Source organism: Actinacidiphila sp. bgisy160 (assembly GCF_965342435.1).
Classification (GTDB): Bacteria; Actinomycetota; Actinomycetes; order Streptomycetales; family Streptomycetaceae; genus Actinacidiphila.
Genome location: NZ_CBDRCM010000053.1, coordinates 1 through 17,158 on the forward strand (window position 1 = coordinate 1; position 17,158 = coordinate 17,158).

Annotated in this window: 11 protein-coding genes and 3 pseudogenes; 5 read left to right on the forward strand and 9 right to left on the reverse strand. The window is 68.9% G+C overall.

Annotated elements, in window-relative coordinates; all coding sequences use genetic code 11:
• The first annotated feature begins 571 nt into the window (after window positions 1-571).
• Complete coding sequence (locus ACRWNP_RS29935; protein ID WP_431966840.1) at window positions 572-703, forward strand: hypothetical protein; 132 nt, start codon at window positions 572-574, stop codon at window positions 701-703.
• 485 nt (window positions 704-1,188) lie between these two features.
• Here the strand turns inward: ACRWNP_RS29935 and ACRWNP_RS29940 are convergent.
• The 4 genes and pseudogenes from ACRWNP_RS29940 to ACRWNP_RS29955 all read right to left on the reverse strand — a co-directional run.
• Window positions 1,189-1,692 (reverse strand): annotated as a pseudogene (locus ACRWNP_RS29940) (Na+/H+ antiporter NhaA); the annotation flags it as partial.
• A gap of 409 nt (window positions 1,693-2,101) precedes the next feature.
• The gene (locus tag ACRWNP_RS29945) at window positions 2,102-3,478 is read right to left on the reverse strand and encodes an IS1380 family transposase (protein WP_431966842.1); all 1,377 of its coding nucleotides are present in this window, start codon (window positions 3,476-3,478) and stop codon (window positions 2,102-2,104) included.
• 184 nt (window positions 3,479-3,662) lie between these two features.
• Window positions 3,663-5,504 carry an NAD-binding protein gene (locus ACRWNP_RS29950; RefSeq protein ID WP_431966910.1) on the reverse strand — a complete coding sequence of 614 codons (1,842 nt, stop codon included), beginning with the start codon at window positions 5,502-5,504 and terminating at the stop codon, window positions 3,663-3,665.
• Window positions 5,505-5,632: 128 nt separating this feature from the next.
• The gene (locus tag ACRWNP_RS29955; RefSeq protein ID WP_431966844.1) at window positions 5,633-7,030 is read right to left on the reverse strand and encodes an amino acid permease; all 1,398 of its coding nucleotides are present in this window, start codon (window positions 7,028-7,030) and stop codon (window positions 5,633-5,635) included.
• A gap of 1,100 nt (window positions 7,031-8,130) precedes the next feature.
• Here ACRWNP_RS29955 and ACRWNP_RS29960 point away from each other — a divergent pair.
• The 4 genes and pseudogenes from ACRWNP_RS29960 to ACRWNP_RS29975 all read left to right on the forward strand — a co-directional run bounded on the left by ACRWNP_RS29960 (window position 8,131) and on the right by ACRWNP_RS29975 (window position 11,586).
• The gene (locus ACRWNP_RS29960) at window positions 8,131-9,666 is read left to right on the forward strand and encodes a molybdopterin-dependent oxidoreductase (RefSeq protein ID WP_431966846.1); all 1,536 of its coding nucleotides are present in this window, start codon (window positions 8,131-8,133) and stop codon (window positions 9,664-9,666) included.
• A gap of 88 nt (window positions 9,667-9,754) precedes the next feature.
• Window positions 9,755-10,072: a hypothetical protein gene (locus tag ACRWNP_RS29965; RefSeq protein ID WP_431966848.1), complete on the forward strand. Its 318-nt coding sequence runs from the start codon at window positions 9,755-9,757 to the stop codon at window positions 10,070-10,072.
• A gap of 14 nt (window positions 10,073-10,086) precedes the next feature.
• Window positions 10,087-10,412, forward strand: a pseudogene (locus tag ACRWNP_RS29970) (fasciclin domain-containing protein).
• Between the two features lie 751 nt (window positions 10,413-11,163).
• Entirely contained in the window at window positions 11,164-11,586 is a 423-nt protein-coding gene (locus ACRWNP_RS29975; RefSeq protein ID WP_431966850.1) for a DUF6479 family protein, read from the forward strand.
• Between the two features lie 112 nt (window positions 11,587-11,698).
• Here ACRWNP_RS29975 and ACRWNP_RS29980 read toward each other — a convergent pair.
• From ACRWNP_RS29980 to ACRWNP_RS30000, 5 genes and pseudogenes are all read right to left on the reverse strand, one after another.
• Window positions 11,699-11,998 (reverse strand): annotated as a pseudogene (locus tag ACRWNP_RS29980) (methyltransferase domain-containing protein); the annotation flags it as partial.
• Window positions 11,999-12,041: 43 nt separating this feature from the next.
• Window positions 12,042-13,067 (reverse strand): DUF5914 domain-containing protein, encoded by a 1,026-nt coding sequence (locus ACRWNP_RS29985; protein ID WP_431966852.1) that lies wholly within the window; start codon window positions 13,065-13,067, stop codon window positions 12,042-12,044.
• Window positions 13,064-14,062 (reverse strand): phytoene/squalene synthase family protein, encoded by a 999-nt coding sequence (locus tag ACRWNP_RS29990; RefSeq protein ID WP_431966854.1) that lies wholly within the window; start codon window positions 14,060-14,062, stop codon window positions 13,064-13,066. Before ACRWNP_RS29990 ends, ACRWNP_RS29985 begins: the two co-directional genes overlap by 4 nt.
• Window positions 14,059-15,588 carry a phytoene desaturase family protein gene (gene crtI, locus ACRWNP_RS29995; RefSeq protein ID WP_431966856.1) on the reverse strand — a complete coding sequence of 510 codons (1,530 nt, stop codon included), beginning with the start codon at window positions 15,586-15,588 and terminating at the stop codon, window positions 14,059-14,061. Before crtI ends, ACRWNP_RS29990 begins: the two co-directional genes overlap by 4 nt.
• Window positions 15,585-16,694 carry a polyprenyl synthetase family protein gene (locus ACRWNP_RS30000; RefSeq protein ID WP_431966858.1) on the reverse strand — a complete coding sequence of 370 codons (1,110 nt, stop codon included), beginning with the start codon at window positions 16,692-16,694 and terminating at the stop codon, window positions 15,585-15,587. Before ACRWNP_RS30000 ends, crtI begins: the two co-directional genes overlap by 4 nt.
• Window positions 16,695-17,158: the final 464 nt, after the last annotated feature.

The window sequence follows — 17,158 nt, forward strand, 5'->3', positions numbered from 1 at the left end:
ATCCTCGGCTTGCCTCTCGATTAGGGCCCCTCATGGGGCCGTGGTGTCTCACTGCGCAAGCGGCCGCGAGCCGATGCCTGACCCATGGCCAGTCGGCCCTCACTGTGCGTGCGGTTTCAGCCTGTTGTGGGACGTTCACGAGATCCTTTGACCAGGCGCAACGCGAGTTAATGATCAATAGTTTCCCGCAGCCCGCGAGATCACTCCCCGAGAACATGCGCGTGCATTCATGCGCCATGAACCGTTCCTACCGCGTCATGGGCCACCCACCCGTTCAAGCACCGGAGGCGGATCACCCAAACCGGCAGTGGATCAGGCATGCCTGAGACCGCCCTCTCCCCCAAGCCGTCCGCCTGCCGCGCCCGGGTGCTGGGCGAGATCACCATGGATAGGTCGACCGGGATTGCGGCCCAGATCGTCGACACGCAGTGGTGCTAGCAGGCAAATCATCGTGATCACTGCCAGCAGGCGATACGCGCACCTCCGCCTCCGGCCGTGCCGACCCCGCTCGCCATGCATGCCGGCTCCCGACGGCAGCGCTGCCCCTCACCCTCAGCACTGGAGTCCCACCGTGCCGACCATCGCCACCGACGGGGACCTGTACGTCTCCTCGCTTTACGTCGCCAGCTGCACCGTCACCGGCGAACCTGCCCTTGCACCCCTCGACCACGGCCTTGCCCTCCACGACAACGAGCTACATTGATTGGCGTAGGAGCACCGACGAAACGGGTTCCGGGCGGTGACGAAAGTCGCAGTCCGGGGCCCGTTTCTCGTTGATCAAGGGGTCGGCCTGTCGGCTGGGGCGGTTCTCGGCATCCTCACGCGCTGGAGCCCCTCTCGCTGGCCGTTTGCGGTCAGCGAGAGGGGGCTCTTTCGTATGGGTGATGTTCATCTGTGAGGCGCGTCACTCAAGTGGCGGGTGTCAGGTGGCGGTTGGTGTCCGGGTGCCAAGGGGTGATGAGAACAGCTCAGGCCGGTGCGGCCCAGCCTGTGTCGGGCCATGCGAGCAACGTGGCGATGGCCCCAGTCCCTATTCCGGCACCCTGCGCCCGCCGGTCGCGGATGAACGCCCAGTAATGCCGGGCGATGCCGGGATGGCGCAGCTCGTCAGCTCGTCCAAGCCGGTCCGAACGATCAGGGCGGCGATGACCATTGCGGGTGCGATCGGGGTGGCTTCCATGATGACCCTCAGTCGCAGGCGCCGGGAGACGTGTGCGCGAAGCCCTCATCATGGTGATCAGCGGAATCGAGATCCTCTTCCTCGCACAGCCGGCGGTAGACACGGTTGCGCCGCGCGAGCAGCACCGCGGCGACGGTCGCCGCGGTGACGGAGCCGACGAGGACGGCGGCCTTGACGTGCTCGACGGCGTCGGGATTTGTGAAGGCGAGTTCCCCGATGAGCAGCGCGACGGTGAAGCCGATGCCCGCCAGGACGGACAGCGCGAATACATCCGCCCAGGCGAGGCCCGGGTTGAGCCGGGCGCGGGTGAAGCGGACTGCGAGATATGTGGCCGCGAAGACGCCGAGGGTCTTGCCGACGGCCAGTCCCAGCAGGACACCCAGGGGCTCGGGGCGGGAGAAGACCTGCCCCAAAGCGGAGCCCGAGATGCTCACACCTGCCGCGAACAGAGCGAACAGAGGGACGGCCACGCCCGCTGATACGGGTCGCAGCGCATGTTCGGTGTGTTCGCCCAGATCAGCGCCACCGCGGCAGCACCGAGCAGCAACAGACCCCCGACCGTCTCCGTCCGCAGGGCCTGGGCGAGCGCGGCGCGCTCAGGCCGTGGCAACACTCCGAAGAGCAAGGAGCGCGAGCGGGGGTTTTTGGGCATAGGGACCGGCCTCCGGCTGTTCGACACGCGGGCAACAGCCCGCTTGGACGCCGACCAGACTTCCCGGCACACCCCGCATCGTCTTGACGCGTTCTTTACACCCTAGCCTCGATCTTTCGTGATGGTCCGTCGGATTCTCTGGCGGGCCGTTTCGGTCGTCCGGGCTGGTCACGGGCAGGTCGGGGGCCCGGCTGTCGCGTCGGGTGGGCGCCGGGTTCCACGGCTCCGGTTGGGTGGTGCTGCTGTTCGTAGGGGTGGGAAGTTGCTGGTCAGCCGGGGTTTGGCAGGGACGCGAGCCGTTGCAGGGCGTCGGTGATCTCGCCGGTCCAGGGCCAGTGCTTCGCGAGGCGGAGGATGCGGCGCCGTCCGGTGGTGGCGAGCTGGGCGGCGGCGGAGAACAGCCGCAGCCTCAGGCGGCGGGGCTCCCACAGCCGGGCGGGGCCGGTGAGGGCGAGCATCGGCATCCAGGCCAGCAGGTCGAGGGCGATCTGCATGATCTCCAGCCAGACCTGGTTCTGTGCACTGTCGTGCAGGGGAAAGTTGCGCAGACCGGTGGCGCGGGCGGCGCGGATGCGGTCCTCGGCGCGGGCCCGCCGGCGGTGCCGCAGTTCCAGCGCTGCGATCGGGACATTCTTGGTGTTGGTGGCGAACGCCGTGAGCCGCATCCCATCGGCATCGGTGAAGCGCAACTGGGCTCCGGGGTGGGGGCGTTCCTTGCGGACGATCAGCCGCATGCCCTGGGGCCAGCCGTCCAGGACGTCTCCGGCGAGTTCGGCGACCCAGGCACCGTCACGGATCTCACCGCCGGGTTCGACGGCCGGCGTCCACGCCGAGGCAGGAACCTGCAGCACTGCCTGATGGATCTGCTCGGTGATGGTCATGCCGACCGAGTACGACAGCCACCGCCCGCGCGCCGTGAGCCAGTCGAGGAACTTGTGGGTGCCGCCGGCGGAGTCGGTGCGGATCAGGGTGCGTCGGCCGCGCCGGAACTTCTTCGGCAGCTGGGCCAGCGCCAGGCGGGTGGTCTCGATGTGGTCGGCGGCGGTGTTGCTGCCCGCCCTGCCCGGCCGCAGCAGCCCCGCGACCGGCTCTCCGGTGCCGCCGCGTCCGTGGTCGACGAAGGCCATGAGCGGGTGGTGGCCGTAAGTCTTCTTCCAGGTCCGCGTGGCGTCCTCCTTGTCGGAGTGGGACAGCACCAGCACGCCGTCGATGTCCACGATCACCTGCCCGTCGGCGTGCGGAGCCTCAGGACCGGCCAACTGCCATATTCGGTCGCGGACTTCAGCTCGTGCGGAACGGATGGCGGCCAGTGCCCGAGAGCCCGCTGCGGCGAGCGTGTCGACCAGTCGGGAGACGGTCGGGTCGGAGGCCACCGGCCCGAAGAGGGCCGGCTCGGCCCGCAGCATCGCGACATCGGCCAGGCAGTCCCCGCCCAGTGCGACCGCGAGCGCGAGGTCCAGCAGGATCTTGCCCGGGTCGTGCACCGCCCGCGGCTTGCACCACGGCGCCAGGGCCACGGATATCGCGTGATCCAGGCCGCTCTTGCGGACCGTCTCCACCAGCAGAACCGCCCCGGCCTGCGAGACCACCGCACGGCCGTTGCCCTCGACTCGGACAGGCGGGTACGACCCGCTACGCTTCTTCACCTGGGAAGTGCTTCTTTCATCGCAACCAACAGGACCCTCAGCAAGTCCTATCGTTGCAGGTCAGGAGCACTTTCCGCTTTTCTGATCAAGCCTTGGCCAGTCCACTTCGTGAAAGCGCGAGGCTAACGGCCGACCGGGCGCGGGGGCGACCGGGTGAAAGAAGCCGCCCCCGTGGGTGTGGCGGTCAGAGGTCCGGAGCCGGGGTTTGGTGTCCGCGGTGCTGCAGCAGTCGGGCGAGTCCGTGGCGGGTGGCCGCGAGGACGACGCGGTCATCGGGCTGGAGGACGTAGCCGGGATGCAGGTCCCAGGCCAGTTCCGGTTCACGGGTGCCGAGATCGTGGTCGATGGCGGCGGCCAGGTCCGGGCGCCGGTCGGACGGCGCGGCGAGGTCGAGAGCGAGCACCCGCCATTCACCGGGTTGGAAGGCGTCGCGGATGGTGCGCCCCTCCAGCTCGGCGTGCCCGCGGACTTCGACAGCGGCGAAGAGGAGCACTTGACGCTCTACCGGTATGGCGCCGAGGATCTGGCGGCCCATCATGGCGCCGGCGAACGCTGGTGCCGCCAGGGTGGAGACGCTGCGGCTGCGGGTCGTGGCTTCGGGATAGGAGTCCCGCAGCGCCCGGTAGACGGTGGTGGCGAAGTCGTCGTCGAACAGCCGCATCACCACGCGCAGCGCGGGGGCAGCCTCCCGGGCGTACAGCGCGGCTTCGAGATTGGTGGTGTCGTCGCTGGTGAGCGCCATCAGGGCACGGCTGGCGCCGATGCGGGCCGTCTCGAGGACACCTTCCTGGGTGGCGTCCCCGATGACGACCGGCACGCGGCGCGCGCGGGCCGTGGCCACACCGCGCGCCTCGGGGTCCCGTTCCACGCAGACCACGTCGATGTCGAGCGCACACAGCCGGTCGAGGACCCGGCTGCCGACCTTGCCCAGGCCGATCAGGACGACGTGTCCGGACAGGCCCCGGGGAGGCACCCGCAGAGCGGAGGCGGTGCGGAAGCTTCCCAGCGTCTCCAGCACGATTGCGAAGAGCACCGGCAACAGCGCCATGCCGGCGAGTCCGGACAGCAGCTGGAGGATCTGGCGTCCGGGGCGCTCGTCCACCGCCGGGTCGTTGATATTGAGCACGTCCAGCAGCGACAGGTACGCCGCGTGAAGCGGAGAGCCGCTTATGACACGCCAGGTCAGGGCGGCGAAGACCACTTGCAGGACGATGAGACCGGCGGCGGCGTACCTCAGCCGCGGGGAGAACAGTTCCTGCAGCGGCGGTGCGCCCTGGCGGCGCCGCCGGGCCGTGGGCTGCCCCTGGCTCCGGGTGATGGCCTCCAGCACCACGCGGCCGTGCGAGCCGGCCGCAGTCTGGACCGTCCGGTCGTCGGGCAGCAGCCGCGCGCCGCCGGGACCGGGGCCGTCGGCCTCGCCACCCGGATCGGCGTGGGAGTCGGACAGCAGGGCCAGGGTGCACAGCGCCGGTGGGTGGCGAAGGCCGTCGTTCTCGCTGTTCAAGGGCCGCTCGGCGGCGCGCAGGAGCAATCCGTCTGCTTGGACGACCTTGCTGCTCCCGACCACGGCCGCCGCCACCAGCGCCGGGGCGGCGGTGTCCGCGTCGGACAGGACGGTGGTAGACGCGTCGAGCTCGTAGGGCCGCAACTGGGGAGAACGGCTCGCGGCAGCCCGTTCCAGCAGGTCCTCCAGATGTCGACCCAGCTTGCGGTTGTACATGCGGATGACGAGACGGATGTCGGGATTCATGCGCCTGGCCCGTAAGGCAGCGTGGATGTTCGTCTGGTCGTCGCCGTACGCCAGCGCCAGCGCGACCGCGCCCTCCACGCCCGCCTCGCGCAGGTCTGTGTCGCTCGGCTCCATCGCCTCCAGGACGCGCACGCCATGCCGCCGTGTGAGCTCGGCGATCTGCGGTCCGTGGTTGTGGCGCAACGACGGCAGGACCACGGTGACGTGCTCGCCGTAGACGGCGGCCAGTTCGTAGGCGAGCCGGTGCGCGAGCGCGTCGTCACCGCAGATGACCATGTGGCCTGTTGGCGGTGGGTGCTGGGCTTGGCTGGGAAGGCTGTGCACGCCCGTAGCTTCCCTGATGCGTGACAAGGAATCCCCCGTTTCCCTTTCTCGGCCGGTACTCGGTTGTTCGCCTGCCTGTGTCAGGTCGATTCGGCCCGGGCCTCGACGTCCTCCACTCCTGACGGGCGGCCGGCATGGGCCCAGCGCATGTAGAGGGCCCCGGCGATGGCGAGGGTGGCGGCAAGGGAGAGCACCGGCCATCCGCGCAGCAGGTTGACCAGGAGGGTGAACGCGACGGCTGTGGCCGCCACGGCATTGACCGCTGCCAGTGCCCCCTTGCGCTCGCCGTGTGCGAAGCGGGCCATGGCCAGCAGGCCCACCAGGAAGCTGACGAAGACGGACACCGCGTAGAACAGCACCAGCTCCTGTTCCTGTCCGGCCGCGGCAACGATGATCAACGCGGCGGCGGCGAGGTAGACCACGACGGACCAGTACGGAGTGTGGTGCCGGTTGACCCGCCCAAGTACCGGCGGCAGAACGCCGGGGCGCCCGGGTGTGCCCGCGAGTGCCTTGAGGAGTCCGGGCCCTGCCTGGAAGGAAGAGCTGGCAGCTGCCAGGAGGAGCAGGGAGCTGGTCAGCTGGAAGGCTCCGTAGAGCCAGCCGGGTCCCGCGGCGGCACGGGCGATGTCCGCGATCTGGGTCGAGTCCGCGCCGGGCAGCCCGATGTGAAGGCGGACAGCCAGGGCGGTGAGGGCAAGGGTCAGACCGCCGACGACTACCAGCAGCAACGCCAGGGTGCCACGGCCGAAGCGCCGGCGGTACGTGTCGCCGAGCTGGCCGAGCTGGGCGATCGCGGTGGAAGGGGCTTCGACGCCGGTGGCCAGAGCCATGGCCACCGGGAAGGCAAGCACCACGGCGAGAACCGCGGAGTGGCCGGGATCGGCCGTCGCCGACGCCGTGCCCACGTTGTGCGGGCCGGTGAACCCCAAGGTCACCACGGTCACCGAAACCACGAGGAACAGAACGGTCATGGTTGCGAAGACCAGGCGCCCGCCGTGCCCGAACCAGGTCAGTCCCGCGACGATCAGCAGCAGAAGCAAGGCCAGCGGAATGCGCACCGAAGCCAGCCCCGGAACCAGCGCGATCACCGCACTGGCGGCGGCCGCGATGGAGATGCCGATGGTCAGCACGAAGTCGACAACCAACGCCCCGATCGGCAGGAACGTCCAGCGGGGGCCGAAGGCCCGGGCGGCTGCCGCGGCGGCGCCTCCGCCCTTCGGGAAGCGCCGCACCAATTGCCAGTAGTTGGCCGTGATCACGACGACCAGACCCACCACCAGTGCCATGGTCGGCAGCAAGAGCGCCAGGTCCCCGTGCAGGGCATGGAGCGCGGCCTCGATCGCGTAGGCGACGGAGGAGACCGGGTCCGCGATCACCGCGAAGGCGAACGCGAAGAAGAGCAGGAACCGACGCGTCCGGGGACCGGCAGTGTCTCCGTTGCGGGAGAGAATGGGGACGGTTGTCCGTGGGGCGGCCATCGAAGGCCTTTCGTGACGGCGAGAACGACAACGACTGATTTCGCCGACCAGGCTTCCCGGCACACCGAGCATCAATGCTACGTCAGAGTCGCAACAAACAGGCGTTAAGGAACCGTCAAGACAACGAGCCCTCGGCTGACGTGCCCGGTTACGGCAAGGAACCGGTCCTCCCGCTGCAGCGGTCGCTCATTCCCCACCACCGGACACCGTGCGTTTACTACGGGGCATGAACATGACGTGCATGGCATGGCCCTGCCTGGCCTGGATCGCACCACTACTGCTGAGAACGGCGGCCGTGTCGGTCATGCGGCAGCACTGGTCGCGGAAGGCAACCGCAGGGCAGGCGATTCAGGTCTGGTGCCGCATGGAGGGCGACGCGTCGCCTTACCCGTGGCGCTTCGTACGGGGGCGCCTTGCCTGGGGACGGGTCAGGTCGCCTGGTGTTCCGTCCTTATGGGCGCGCCCCGATCCCGCTCGGCGGCAAGGGAGCCGTGCTGTCGGTGACCCTGCCTCGTCGTTCCCGGCGGTGGTCGCTCGCCCGGACCCGGATCGTGTACGCGCCCGCTCCCGGGGCGTGGCCTGTCCGTCTCGACGTCACGACCGCGTACGCTCCTGCGCTGCTCACCGTGCTCCATGCCGCCGACGCCACTCCATCACCTGAACGACCTGCCGACAGGCCGATATGGCGGCGGCTGCCGTCGGCGCAGTGGTTCCTCTGGCCGTCACGGCCAGCCTCGTTACCGCTGCCGGCTACCTGTACGGCCTGGGCCGGACGGTCCAGGCGTCGGTATCTGCCAACGAGAACGACCGATGCGCGGTGACTCGGGCAGACCCCTGGGAGCGTGTGCCCCGGCATGCCAAGGTCGAATGCGGCGCCGAACGCGTCGGCTCTCCACTCGACGTGACGGCCCTACCCGTGGCCTCTGCATGGTAGGGCCGTCGACCGCACCTTCACTCCGCGGCTGTGCGGTTTCCCCATTGTTCTTTTTTGGCGATGGGGCTGGTGACGGCCCTCGGCACATTGACTCGGGAGGCAAGGAGCTGGCGACCGCCCCAAGAAGAAGCGGCCCCGGCCCCGGCGCGGCCTTGACGCGTCTACCATGCCCCACTGCGGTGTCCGAGGTCGGGCGAGGCAGCCACCTGCCCTGCGACCCCGGTCCTCGCCACGCTGTGCTCACCCGCACGTTCCGCTCGTGTTGGGCGGTGCGGCCATCGACCGCGTTCCCGCGGCCGTGAAGACCTGGGCGATCCGGGAGTTCGGCACCGACGACAAGTTCGTACCGGAGCTCGGCATCCTCACTGTGCTGGGTGTGCTGGCGGTCTCAATGGGGCTGGCGTGCCTGCGGCACCGGCTCGTGGGGGCGATGGGCTTCTTTGTGTTCGGTGTCGTCGGAGCGTCGGCGGCGCTGAGCCGGCCGGACGCGGCTGGTGCACTGGACGCGCTGCCCTCTGCGGTTGGAGCGGTTGCCGGGGGTTTGCTGCTGCACTTCCTCATCGGGTCGACCACTCGGCCCGGCTCCGGCACGGATGCGTATCACGGCCAGGACGTGGGCCGTCGCCGTTTTCTGCTGGTTGCCTCCGGCGCGGCCGCGGCCTCGACGGCTGCGGGTCTGCTCGGGCGCCGACTGGGCTCGTCCGACGGCAGACAGGCGGTGGCGTCCCGTGCGGCCGTCATTTTGCCGGCGCCTGCCTCACCCGCAAGGCCTGTGCCCCGCCGCGCCGCTCTGCGCATCCCGGGAATCAGCCCGTTCGCCACGCCGAACCAGGACTTCTACCGAGTCGATACGGCGCTGGTGGTGCCCAAGGTCGACGCCTTGCGGTGGCGGCTGCGCATCCAAGGGCGCGGCGTGACGAACCCCTTGGAGCTGACCTTCCCGAACCTGCTCGAGCGTGAGCTGATCGAGCGGGACATCACCTTGACCTGCGTCTCCAACGAAGTGGGCGGACCGTACGTCGGTAATGCCCGCTGGATCGGGGTTCGGCTCGCAGACCTGCTGCGCGAGGCGGGTGTGCGGCCCCCGTCCCAGGGCGGCCCGGCGGACCAGTTGGTGTCCCGGTCAGTGGACGGGATGACCCTGGGCACTCCGGTCGAGGACGTCATGGACGGCCGCGACGCCATGCTCGCACTCGGGATGAACGGCGAGCCGTTGCCGCTGGTGCACGGCTTCCCCGTCCGTATGGTCGTCCCCGGCCTGTACGGCTACGTCTCGGCGTGCAAGTGGATCCAGGACATCGAACTGACCACGTTCGATGCCTACGACGCGTACTGGGTGAAGCGAGACTGGGCCCGCGAGGCCCCCGTCAAGACCCAGGCCCGCATCGACACGCCCAAGCCGTTCGCCCGCCCCAGAGCCGGAACGGTCACGGTCGCCGGCGTCGCCTGGGCACAGCACCGGGGCATCAACCGCGTCGAGGTGAGGGTCGACGACGGTCCCTGGCAGGAGGCCGCCCTGGCCGCCGAGGCAACGACCGACACCTGGCGCCTGTGGTCCTGGTCCTGGCCGGCCCTGCCCGGGTCTCACACCTTGACCGTCAGAGCTACCGACGGCACCGGCGCCTCCCAGACGTCCCAGCGCGCCCGCACGATCCCCAACGGGTCCAGCGGCTGGCATTCGGTGGTGGTCACCGTGGATTGACCGGCAGGCCTCGAGCAGCAGCTCCCACATGAACGCGTCGTCCCACGAGCCAGCACCCCTGTGAAGAAGACAACCAAGGAGAACCCGAATGCCCACTTTGCGCTTCCGCCGCACTGCCATCGCAGCGACCGCTGCTGCCCTCCTTCCGTTCACACTGACCGCTTGCGGCGACGACGGCAAGGACAACGCCTCCGACGCCTCGTCCACCATGGCACCGTCCGACCCCGCCGACGACAGCTCACCGAGCCAGGACCCCGCTGACGCCATGTCCGTGGACAACCCCTTCGGCGCCGCGTGCTCTGCTGTGCCCAAGGACGGCGCCGGCAGCTTCGACGGCATGGCCAAGGACCCGGTGGCGACCGCCGCGTCCAACAACCCGGTCTGTCCACGCTCGTGGCGGCGGTGAAGAAGGCAGGCCTGGTGGACACCCTGAACAACGCTGAGGGCATCACCGTCTTCGCCCCCACCAACGACGCCTTCGCGAAGATCCCCAAGGCCGACCTCGACAGGTGCTCAACGACAAGGCCACCCTCACCAAGATCCTCACCTACCACGTCGTCGGTCAGAAGATCACGCCCGCCCAGCTGGAGAGCGGCTCGTTCGAGACCCTCGAGAAGGGCAAGGTGACCACCTCCGGCGCCGGCGAGGACTACACGATCAACGGCACCTCGCACGTCGTGTGCGGCAACGTCTCCACCGCCAACGCCACCGTCTACATCGTCGACACCGTCCTGATGCCCAAGTAGCCGCCATCCGATCGGGGCCAGCGGCCTGACCTGGCCAGTCAGGAGCGCCACCGAAAGCCGGGCAGCCCGGAGGAGGACAACGGCTGTGTGCGTCCATCCATCCGCACACACCTCCTCCGGGCGCGCCCCTCTTGCCTTCCTTCTGTGTCCCGCACGGCGGCTGCCCCTTGAGGCCCGTCCCGCCCCGACGGGTATCAGATGCGTCCGGGCACGGCAGCGCACCAGAAGAGGCCGGATCCGGCCGGCAGGGCGCCGAGCGCGAACGTGTTCCGACGGCTGCAAAGTGGCAGCGTAACCGGAGGTGCAGAGGGGGCCCGTCGAACGGCGGGCACCCTCTGACCGCCCTCGAATCATTTCGACCCATGCCGCGACCAGTACGCGCCCAGGACGAAGGCGTCCCGGTTGGCGAGTCGCGGACGACGCCATCGGCCCGTGCCGCGTCGGATTGACGGCGGAGATCCATTGCGCGGTCGACGGTCACTGTCGGCTCCTCGCGCTTGTTCTCACCATGGACCAGTGCGGCCGGTCTGCCCCCATCTCGAGCATCTGCCTGTGGTCAGACCGATGCTCCGAACGAAGGCCGTAAGCGGTGGGCGCGCTCGTGGAGCGAGGAATCCGATGCGCTGCATCCGCTGACCGCACCCAGCTGGAATCACGGGTGTCCACAATCGGAGGACCTGAGTCTTTTATGAAGATTTGATTATCCGCCGCCCGTCCTCGTGAGTGTCAGAACCGGAGGAGCGTGTCTGTCATGGCAGCAACCGAACTGGTCCAGCTGGCTGTGCCTCACGGTTACATCGTCGGCATCGCACCGCTGGTCGTGGGCATCTTCCTCGTCGGAATCCTGGTCGGGGCCGTGTCCCTCGGGGTGTGGGCCCGCAGCAAGGAACCTCCGCCTGAGCAAGAGCCCCAGCCCCGCTGCGGGGCTTGGCACACCCGCCAGGAACACGGCCAACCCTGCCCCTCAGACCACGGGCCCGGGCACCAGGACGGAGAGAGGCATCAGGTGACCGAGTGGCGAGAACCGGATGAATGGCCAAGCGACGGAGTTCGACTCCTGCCCCACTCCTTGAAGGGATTCGGCAACTGGGGCTCTCACGGAGTCAGCCTCTCCGCCCCGGAAGGGAAGAGCAGTACCAACAACGGCACGAGGCAGGGCTCCGTGCAGAACTAGAACCGCGCTTTCCGCCGGATGAGACGGCGGTGACAGCACTGGCGATGTCGTGAGGTAGCTTCGACAGCCTCAAGGGTCGGAGCTACCTCACGGGTGTTCAGATGCTTAGCCGCGCCGATTCTTCTGCCGGCGCCTGGACGAACGGAACGCCCGACGGCCACTGCTTTGCCCGAGCGACGGCGAGCATCCCGGCTGAAGCGTCCAGCGCTGTGATGTTCGCGTGGGGTGCGACGGACAGCTAAGCAGCAGTCGATGTCCCTGTTCCGCACACCAGGTCGAGAATCCGTAGCGCCTCACCTCCTCCGGGCAGCCCGAGCCGCCGTGCTGATCGCCGTGGGTGCCGGTGGCACCCACGATTCACCGCAACCATCCAGTCGGAGGAGGAGCTCCAAGGCCCGCTCGGCAGACGCAAAAGCGTGATGCTCCTGCTCCTCGAGTTGGTGACGGGATGACGGTCAGCTGGGTGAGAGTCCTCGCGTCCGCAGCTGCCAGCGGCGTTCGGCGTAAGCCAGATCGTCCCGCCACAAGCGACCGGCGGCCGCTCGTACCAGCGGCCGCAACACCGGGGTGACGACGCGTGCCGCAGCAAAGCCGCGGCGGCCGGAGGTGGCGACGACAGCCTCGATGACTGCGGTCCGCGGCCGTCCGTGCAGATCCGGTCCGATGGGGGTGGCGTGGGTTTCGACCACAGAACCGGCACCTTCACCTTCCGTGATGTGCATGACGACGGTGCGCGGTTCCGGCGCGGTGAACACCGCCGTGACCGGAGCGACCAGCCGTCCGGCGAGCTTGAAGGACACATCGACGATCAGCGCGTCGTCGACGGCGGAGCCGGGTGGGCCTGCAGTGGCGGGCTGGTCTCGAACCGTCAGGTCCACAAAGGAATAGGGGTGGAACCATGCGCCGTGCCACGGATCGAGTCGGTTGGCCACGATGTCATCCGGTTCACAGACCCCTTGGCCGGTATAGACGCTGGCGATGGCGCCGGCCAAGGGAGGACGGGCCGGCAGAACCGGCCGATCCAGGGGCTGCTCTCCGCCGATGTCGTCGAGTCGCACCCAGGCGAGCAGGCCGTCGTCGAAGGTGGGATAGGGCTCCCAGCCGCCGAAAGCCCGTCCGTCCAGTGACAGCCCGTGCCAGTGACAGATGAGGGTGCCGCAGCTCACAGGGCTGTCCCGGAGGGGAGCACCCAGGTGGGGGCAGGCTCCCGGGCCCACGGCCAGGTCACCTCGTTCGTTGCGCCAGGCGACCACCTCGATTCCTGCGATGGTCTGGCCAAAGCTGGCGTCATGCCTGATCGAACGACTGTCGCCGAGTACGAACCAGTTGCCTGACTGGCGGGCCAGTGCCCGTTTCAGGGCGGCGTCGATCAGCGCCGGCTTGGCGTCGCGCCACGTGGGTCGCTGACGCTCCCAGGTGGTGGCGTTCTTCCGCAGGCGCAGCGGCGACCGTGGCCGGCGCGCGGGAGGGGTGGAGGTCATCCGGCTTCGCTTTCCCATCTGGGGCCGTGAACATCGGGACGGTATGACTGCTTGCCGCGCCGCTGGGCGGTGAGCCGAGCCGCGGTAACCCGGACCAGACCATCCAGTGCCACACGGGCCCGACGACGTCCAGGGACGACCGCACGCCGGTGGACCGATGTGTACGTGTCGTCGGCAATCGCCGCGAGGATGTCTCGGTAGAGGGTGAAGGCCGTGCGGATGCAGGGCCGCGTGACCGGATCCAGCATGTCCACGCCGGGCTCGGCCTGGCGGTACATGTCATGGGTGAGGTCCGCCGCTGCTCGCAGTGCCGCAGTGATCCGAGGGTCGCTCCTGCCGGTGGTGCGGCTCCATTGGAGCAGTTCCCTGCCCGCGCCGTGAGCGGCCAGGAGGTCCGCGGGCAGGTAGACCCGCCCGCGGTCGAGGTCCTCGCCCACGTCCCTGAGGAAGTTGGTCAGCTGGAACGCCACGCCCAGGGAAGCCGCGTATGGTGCCGCCTCTTCGCGAGGGACCACGGTCCCCAGGACCGGCAGCATCTGCAATCCGATGACCGCCGCGGAGCCGTGCATGTAGCGCTGCAGATCATCGAGGGTGGCGTAGTCCGTCACGCTCAAGTCACTGCGCATGGACTCGAGGAAGTCCGTGAAGTGACGGTGGTCTATGGCGTAGCGGCCGGCAGTGTCAGCCAGGGCCATCACCACTGGTTCGCTGCTGCGGCCGGTGCGCAGGCCGTCCTGCAGCCGGGCTGTCAGCAGTTGGAGCCGGTGCGCACGTTCGGCAGGTCCCGCGTCGCTGGTGAGGTCGTCGACGATGTCGTCGGCCCAGCGGGCGAATCCGTACAGGGCGTGTACAGCGGGACGACGCTGAACCGGTAGGAGCCGCGTCGCCAGGAAATACGTTTTGCCGTGCCGTGCGTTGAGGCGACGACACTGGTCGTAGGCAGCACGCAGGCCGGGATCGGTGATCGCTGCAGCGTCGAGTTCGCGGCGTGTCATGCGGTGCTGCTCTCCTCGACCTGGCGGCCACCTGTCCGGGACCGCATGTGGGCGCCGGTGATGCGGGCGGCCGCGAGCTTGCCGGAGATCAGGACCGTGGGGACGCCGACGCCCGGAGTGGTTCCGCAGCCGGCCAGGACGGCGTTGGCAGTGCCGTTGACGAGGTTGCGAGGCCGGAACGGACCGGTCTGCGCGAAGGTGTGCGCGACGGAGAACGGTGTGCCCGCGCCGTGTCCCTGCCTCGACCAGTCCGCCGGCGTCACAAGGCACTCTTCCTCGATCGCCGACGCGAATCCGGTAAGCCCTCGGCGCTCGAGCTCCGTCAGGATGCTCTGGCGATAGCGCGGTGCGAGTTCTTCCCACTGACTGGGACCGGGGCCGATCTCGGTGTTGGGGCAGGGCGCCAACACGTAGTGCACATGCTTGCCGGCCGGAGCCAGACTGGTGTCGCTGGCCGTAGGCCGGGTGATCAGTAGGGACGGGTCGCTCATCAGGCCGCCGGTCCGGGTCAACTCCTGGAACGTGCGTCTCCAGGAGTTCCCGAACGAAAGAGTGTGATGGCCCAACTCCGGCCAGCTGCGGCCACCACCTGTATGCAGGACGACCGCTGACGGCGCGTGGCGCAGGGTCAGGGGGCGCCTGGGGCTACGGCCCAGCAGCCCGTATGTTGCGTGCAAGTCCGGGGTGAGAACGACCGCGTCGCAGGGAATGCGCGCCTGGTCGGTGACAACGGCGATGATCCGGTCGCCGGCGCGTTCCAGGCGGGTGACGTGGTGTCCGTAGCGGAAGTCGGCACCCGCGTCTGCGGCGGCCTCCGCCATGGCACGCGGAAGCGCGTGCATCCCACCGACGGGGAAGTACACCCCGGCCACCGTGTCCATGTATGCGATCACTGCGTAGGCCGCCATCGCACGTGAGGGTGCCACCCCGGCATACAGGGACTGGAAGGAGAACACTCGCTGCAGGCGGTCGTCGGTGATGAAGCGCCCGACCTTCGCGTCCAGACGGCCGAAGCCACCGAGGGCTGCGAGCCTTGCGAGGTCCGAGTTCAGCAGAGCGAAAGGCGAGTCGAAATTCGTGTCGATGAAACGTCTCATCTGGGCCTTGTACAAGTCTTCCAGCCAGCGGCGCAGCCGACGGTAGCCCAGCGCCTCCCGGCTGCCGGCGAACCTCTCCACCTCCGCTTCCATGGCGTCGGAGTCAGTGTGCACCTCAAGGGCGCTGCCATCGGAGAATCGGGCGTGGTAGGCCGGGTGCAGTGCCATCAGCTTAAGCCGCTCACTGAGCGTGCCGCCCACGGCGGCGAAGGCATCCTGTACGAGGTCCGGCATGGTCAGCACGGTCGGACCCGTGTCGAAGTGGTATCCCCCCTGCGTGATACGGCCCGCCCGCCCTCCAGGCAGTCGGTCGCGCTCGACAACCGTCACACGCCGACCCGCACCCAGCAGATGCAGAGCCGCCGACAGGCCGGCCAGACCGGCACCGACGACAACGACATGATCCGTGCGGCCACCGACGGTCCTCATCGGCCACCTCCGTGGGCCACGGAGGAGATGAGTACGGACCCTGCGCCATGGTCCTCCTGCACTCCTCGCGCGATCGGCTCGAAAGCCATCACGGCGTCGAGTAGCTCCCCCAGCCGTTCCGTGGCGGCCTGGTCGAGGTCAAGAGCCCTCAAGTGCCCGGAAGCGAGCCGGCCGAGCCGAACTACGCGTTGTTCCACTGCCTGCCGGGCCCCGCAGGCGACAAGGGCGTCTCGAACCTGCCGCAAGTCCGATGGGGAGAGAGAGGTGTTGCCGACCGCGCTGTCCAGAACGGAGATGACGTAGCTGTCCCGCTGCGACTCCGCACGGGCGCGGGCGACTGCGATCAAGTAGGTGAGCTTGCCGGCCTTGATGTCCTCCCCGGACTCCTTCCCGGTCAGGAGTGAGTCTCCGAAGACGCTGTCGAGATCGTCTCTGAGCTGGAAAGCGATGCCCGCGTATCGACCGGCGCATCGCAGCCCGTGCAGCGTCGCGGCGTCGGCGCCCGCGATCACCGCGCCGAACGCCAAGGGACGCTCAACCGAGTACAGCGCGGTCTTCAGCCGCGCGGCCTGCAGGGAACGGATCACGGACCGCGAACCCGTCACCTGACCGTGCAGATCCAGGTACTGGCCGGCCACCATCTCGGTGCGCAGGCAGCGCCACATCTCGAGAACCTCCCGCCCTGACCCGTGGGGGAAGTCGGTGGCCGCCACGATGTCGTCGGCCCAGGACAGAGCCAGGTCACCGGCCAGGATGGCTGCCGAAGCAGCGAAAGACGCCGTGCGGCCGGCACCTGCGATCACATGCCGGTACTCCTCCTCCACCCGTGTGTGAAAGGACGCCCGACCACGCCGCTGCGGCGAGCCGTCCATGACGTCGTCCTGCACCAGCGCACATGTCTGGATCAGTTCGATCGCCGCGGCCATCCGCAGCGCCGAGGCGGTTTCCGCGCTCCCGCCGCCGCAGGCCCGCATCGCCCACCACAGCAGTAGTGCACGCGTGCGGCGGCCGCCTTTGAGGGTGAACTGTGCGACAGGTCGGGCCACATCCCGTGCGAAGACGCCGTCCAGGCGGGCGGAGTACGTCAGCCGCTCGTCGAGCAGCACCGCCAGCTCCTGGCCCACGCTGCCGACGACGTCGGCGTCTACTGCCTCGCACGGGGTGCCCGGGACGACGGTCCGCCCGCTGGCCGACACGCGTTCGATTGCCCCGGTTGGGCGCATCACGATCCTCCGGAAGGGTGACAGGCTCTTTGCTCTTCTTCCGCACCACCCGTTCCCGTGGATGCGCCGTTCAGGAGTAATGACCAGTGCTACGGAGCGACGGGGTGCACAGTGGTGCAACGTCAGTGCGTCACGCGGTCGCCGGACGGAGTTCGTCCATCGCCTCGCGCACCGATCCGATGACCGCTCGCGGTGACGGTTCATCGGGAACGACAGGACCGCTCCATCAGTCGACGATCCCGTCTTCCGCTCCGCTGGGGACGCCACGCAGGTCAATTACGACGCCACCATCGCCTTCCACGGTCCGGCCGGGCACGCCGACCCTCTCATGAAGGAGAGTTCGACCG

What these genes read in the sequence shown, in the direction of transcription:
- ACRWNP_RS29965 (WP_431966848.1), top strand. Translation starts at nt 9,755, where the DNA reads ATGCCCACTTTGCGCTTCCGCCGCACTGCCATCGCAGCGACCGCTGCT.
- ACRWNP_RS29960 (WP_431966846.1), top strand. Translation starts at nt 8,131, where the DNA reads ATGCCCCACTGCGGTGTCCGAGGTCGGGCGAGGCAGCCACCTGCCCTG.
- ACRWNP_RS29975 (WP_431966850.1), top strand. Translation starts at nt 11,164, where the DNA reads ATGGCAGCAACCGAACTGGTCCAGCTGGCTGTGCCTCACGGTTACATC.
- ACRWNP_RS29990 (WP_431966854.1), bottom strand. Translation starts at nt 14,062, where the DNA reads ATGACACGCCGCGAACTCGACGCTGCAGCGATCACCGATCCCGGCCTG.
- ACRWNP_RS29955 (WP_431966844.1), bottom strand. Translation starts at nt 7,030, where the DNA reads ATGGCCGCCCCACGGACAACCGTCCCCATTCTCTCCCGCAACGGAGAC.
- crtI (WP_431966856.1), bottom strand. Translation starts at nt 15,588, where the DNA reads ATGAGGACCGTCGGTGGCCGCACGGATCATGTCGTTGTCGTCGGTGCC.
- ACRWNP_RS29985 (WP_431966852.1), bottom strand. Translation starts at nt 13,067, where the DNA reads ATGACCTCCACCCCTCCCGCGCGCCGGCCACGGTCGCCGCTGCGCCTG.
- ACRWNP_RS29950 (WP_431966910.1), bottom strand. Translation starts at nt 5,504, where the DNA reads ATGGTCATCTGCGGTGACGACGCGCTCGCGCACCGGCTCGCCTACGAA.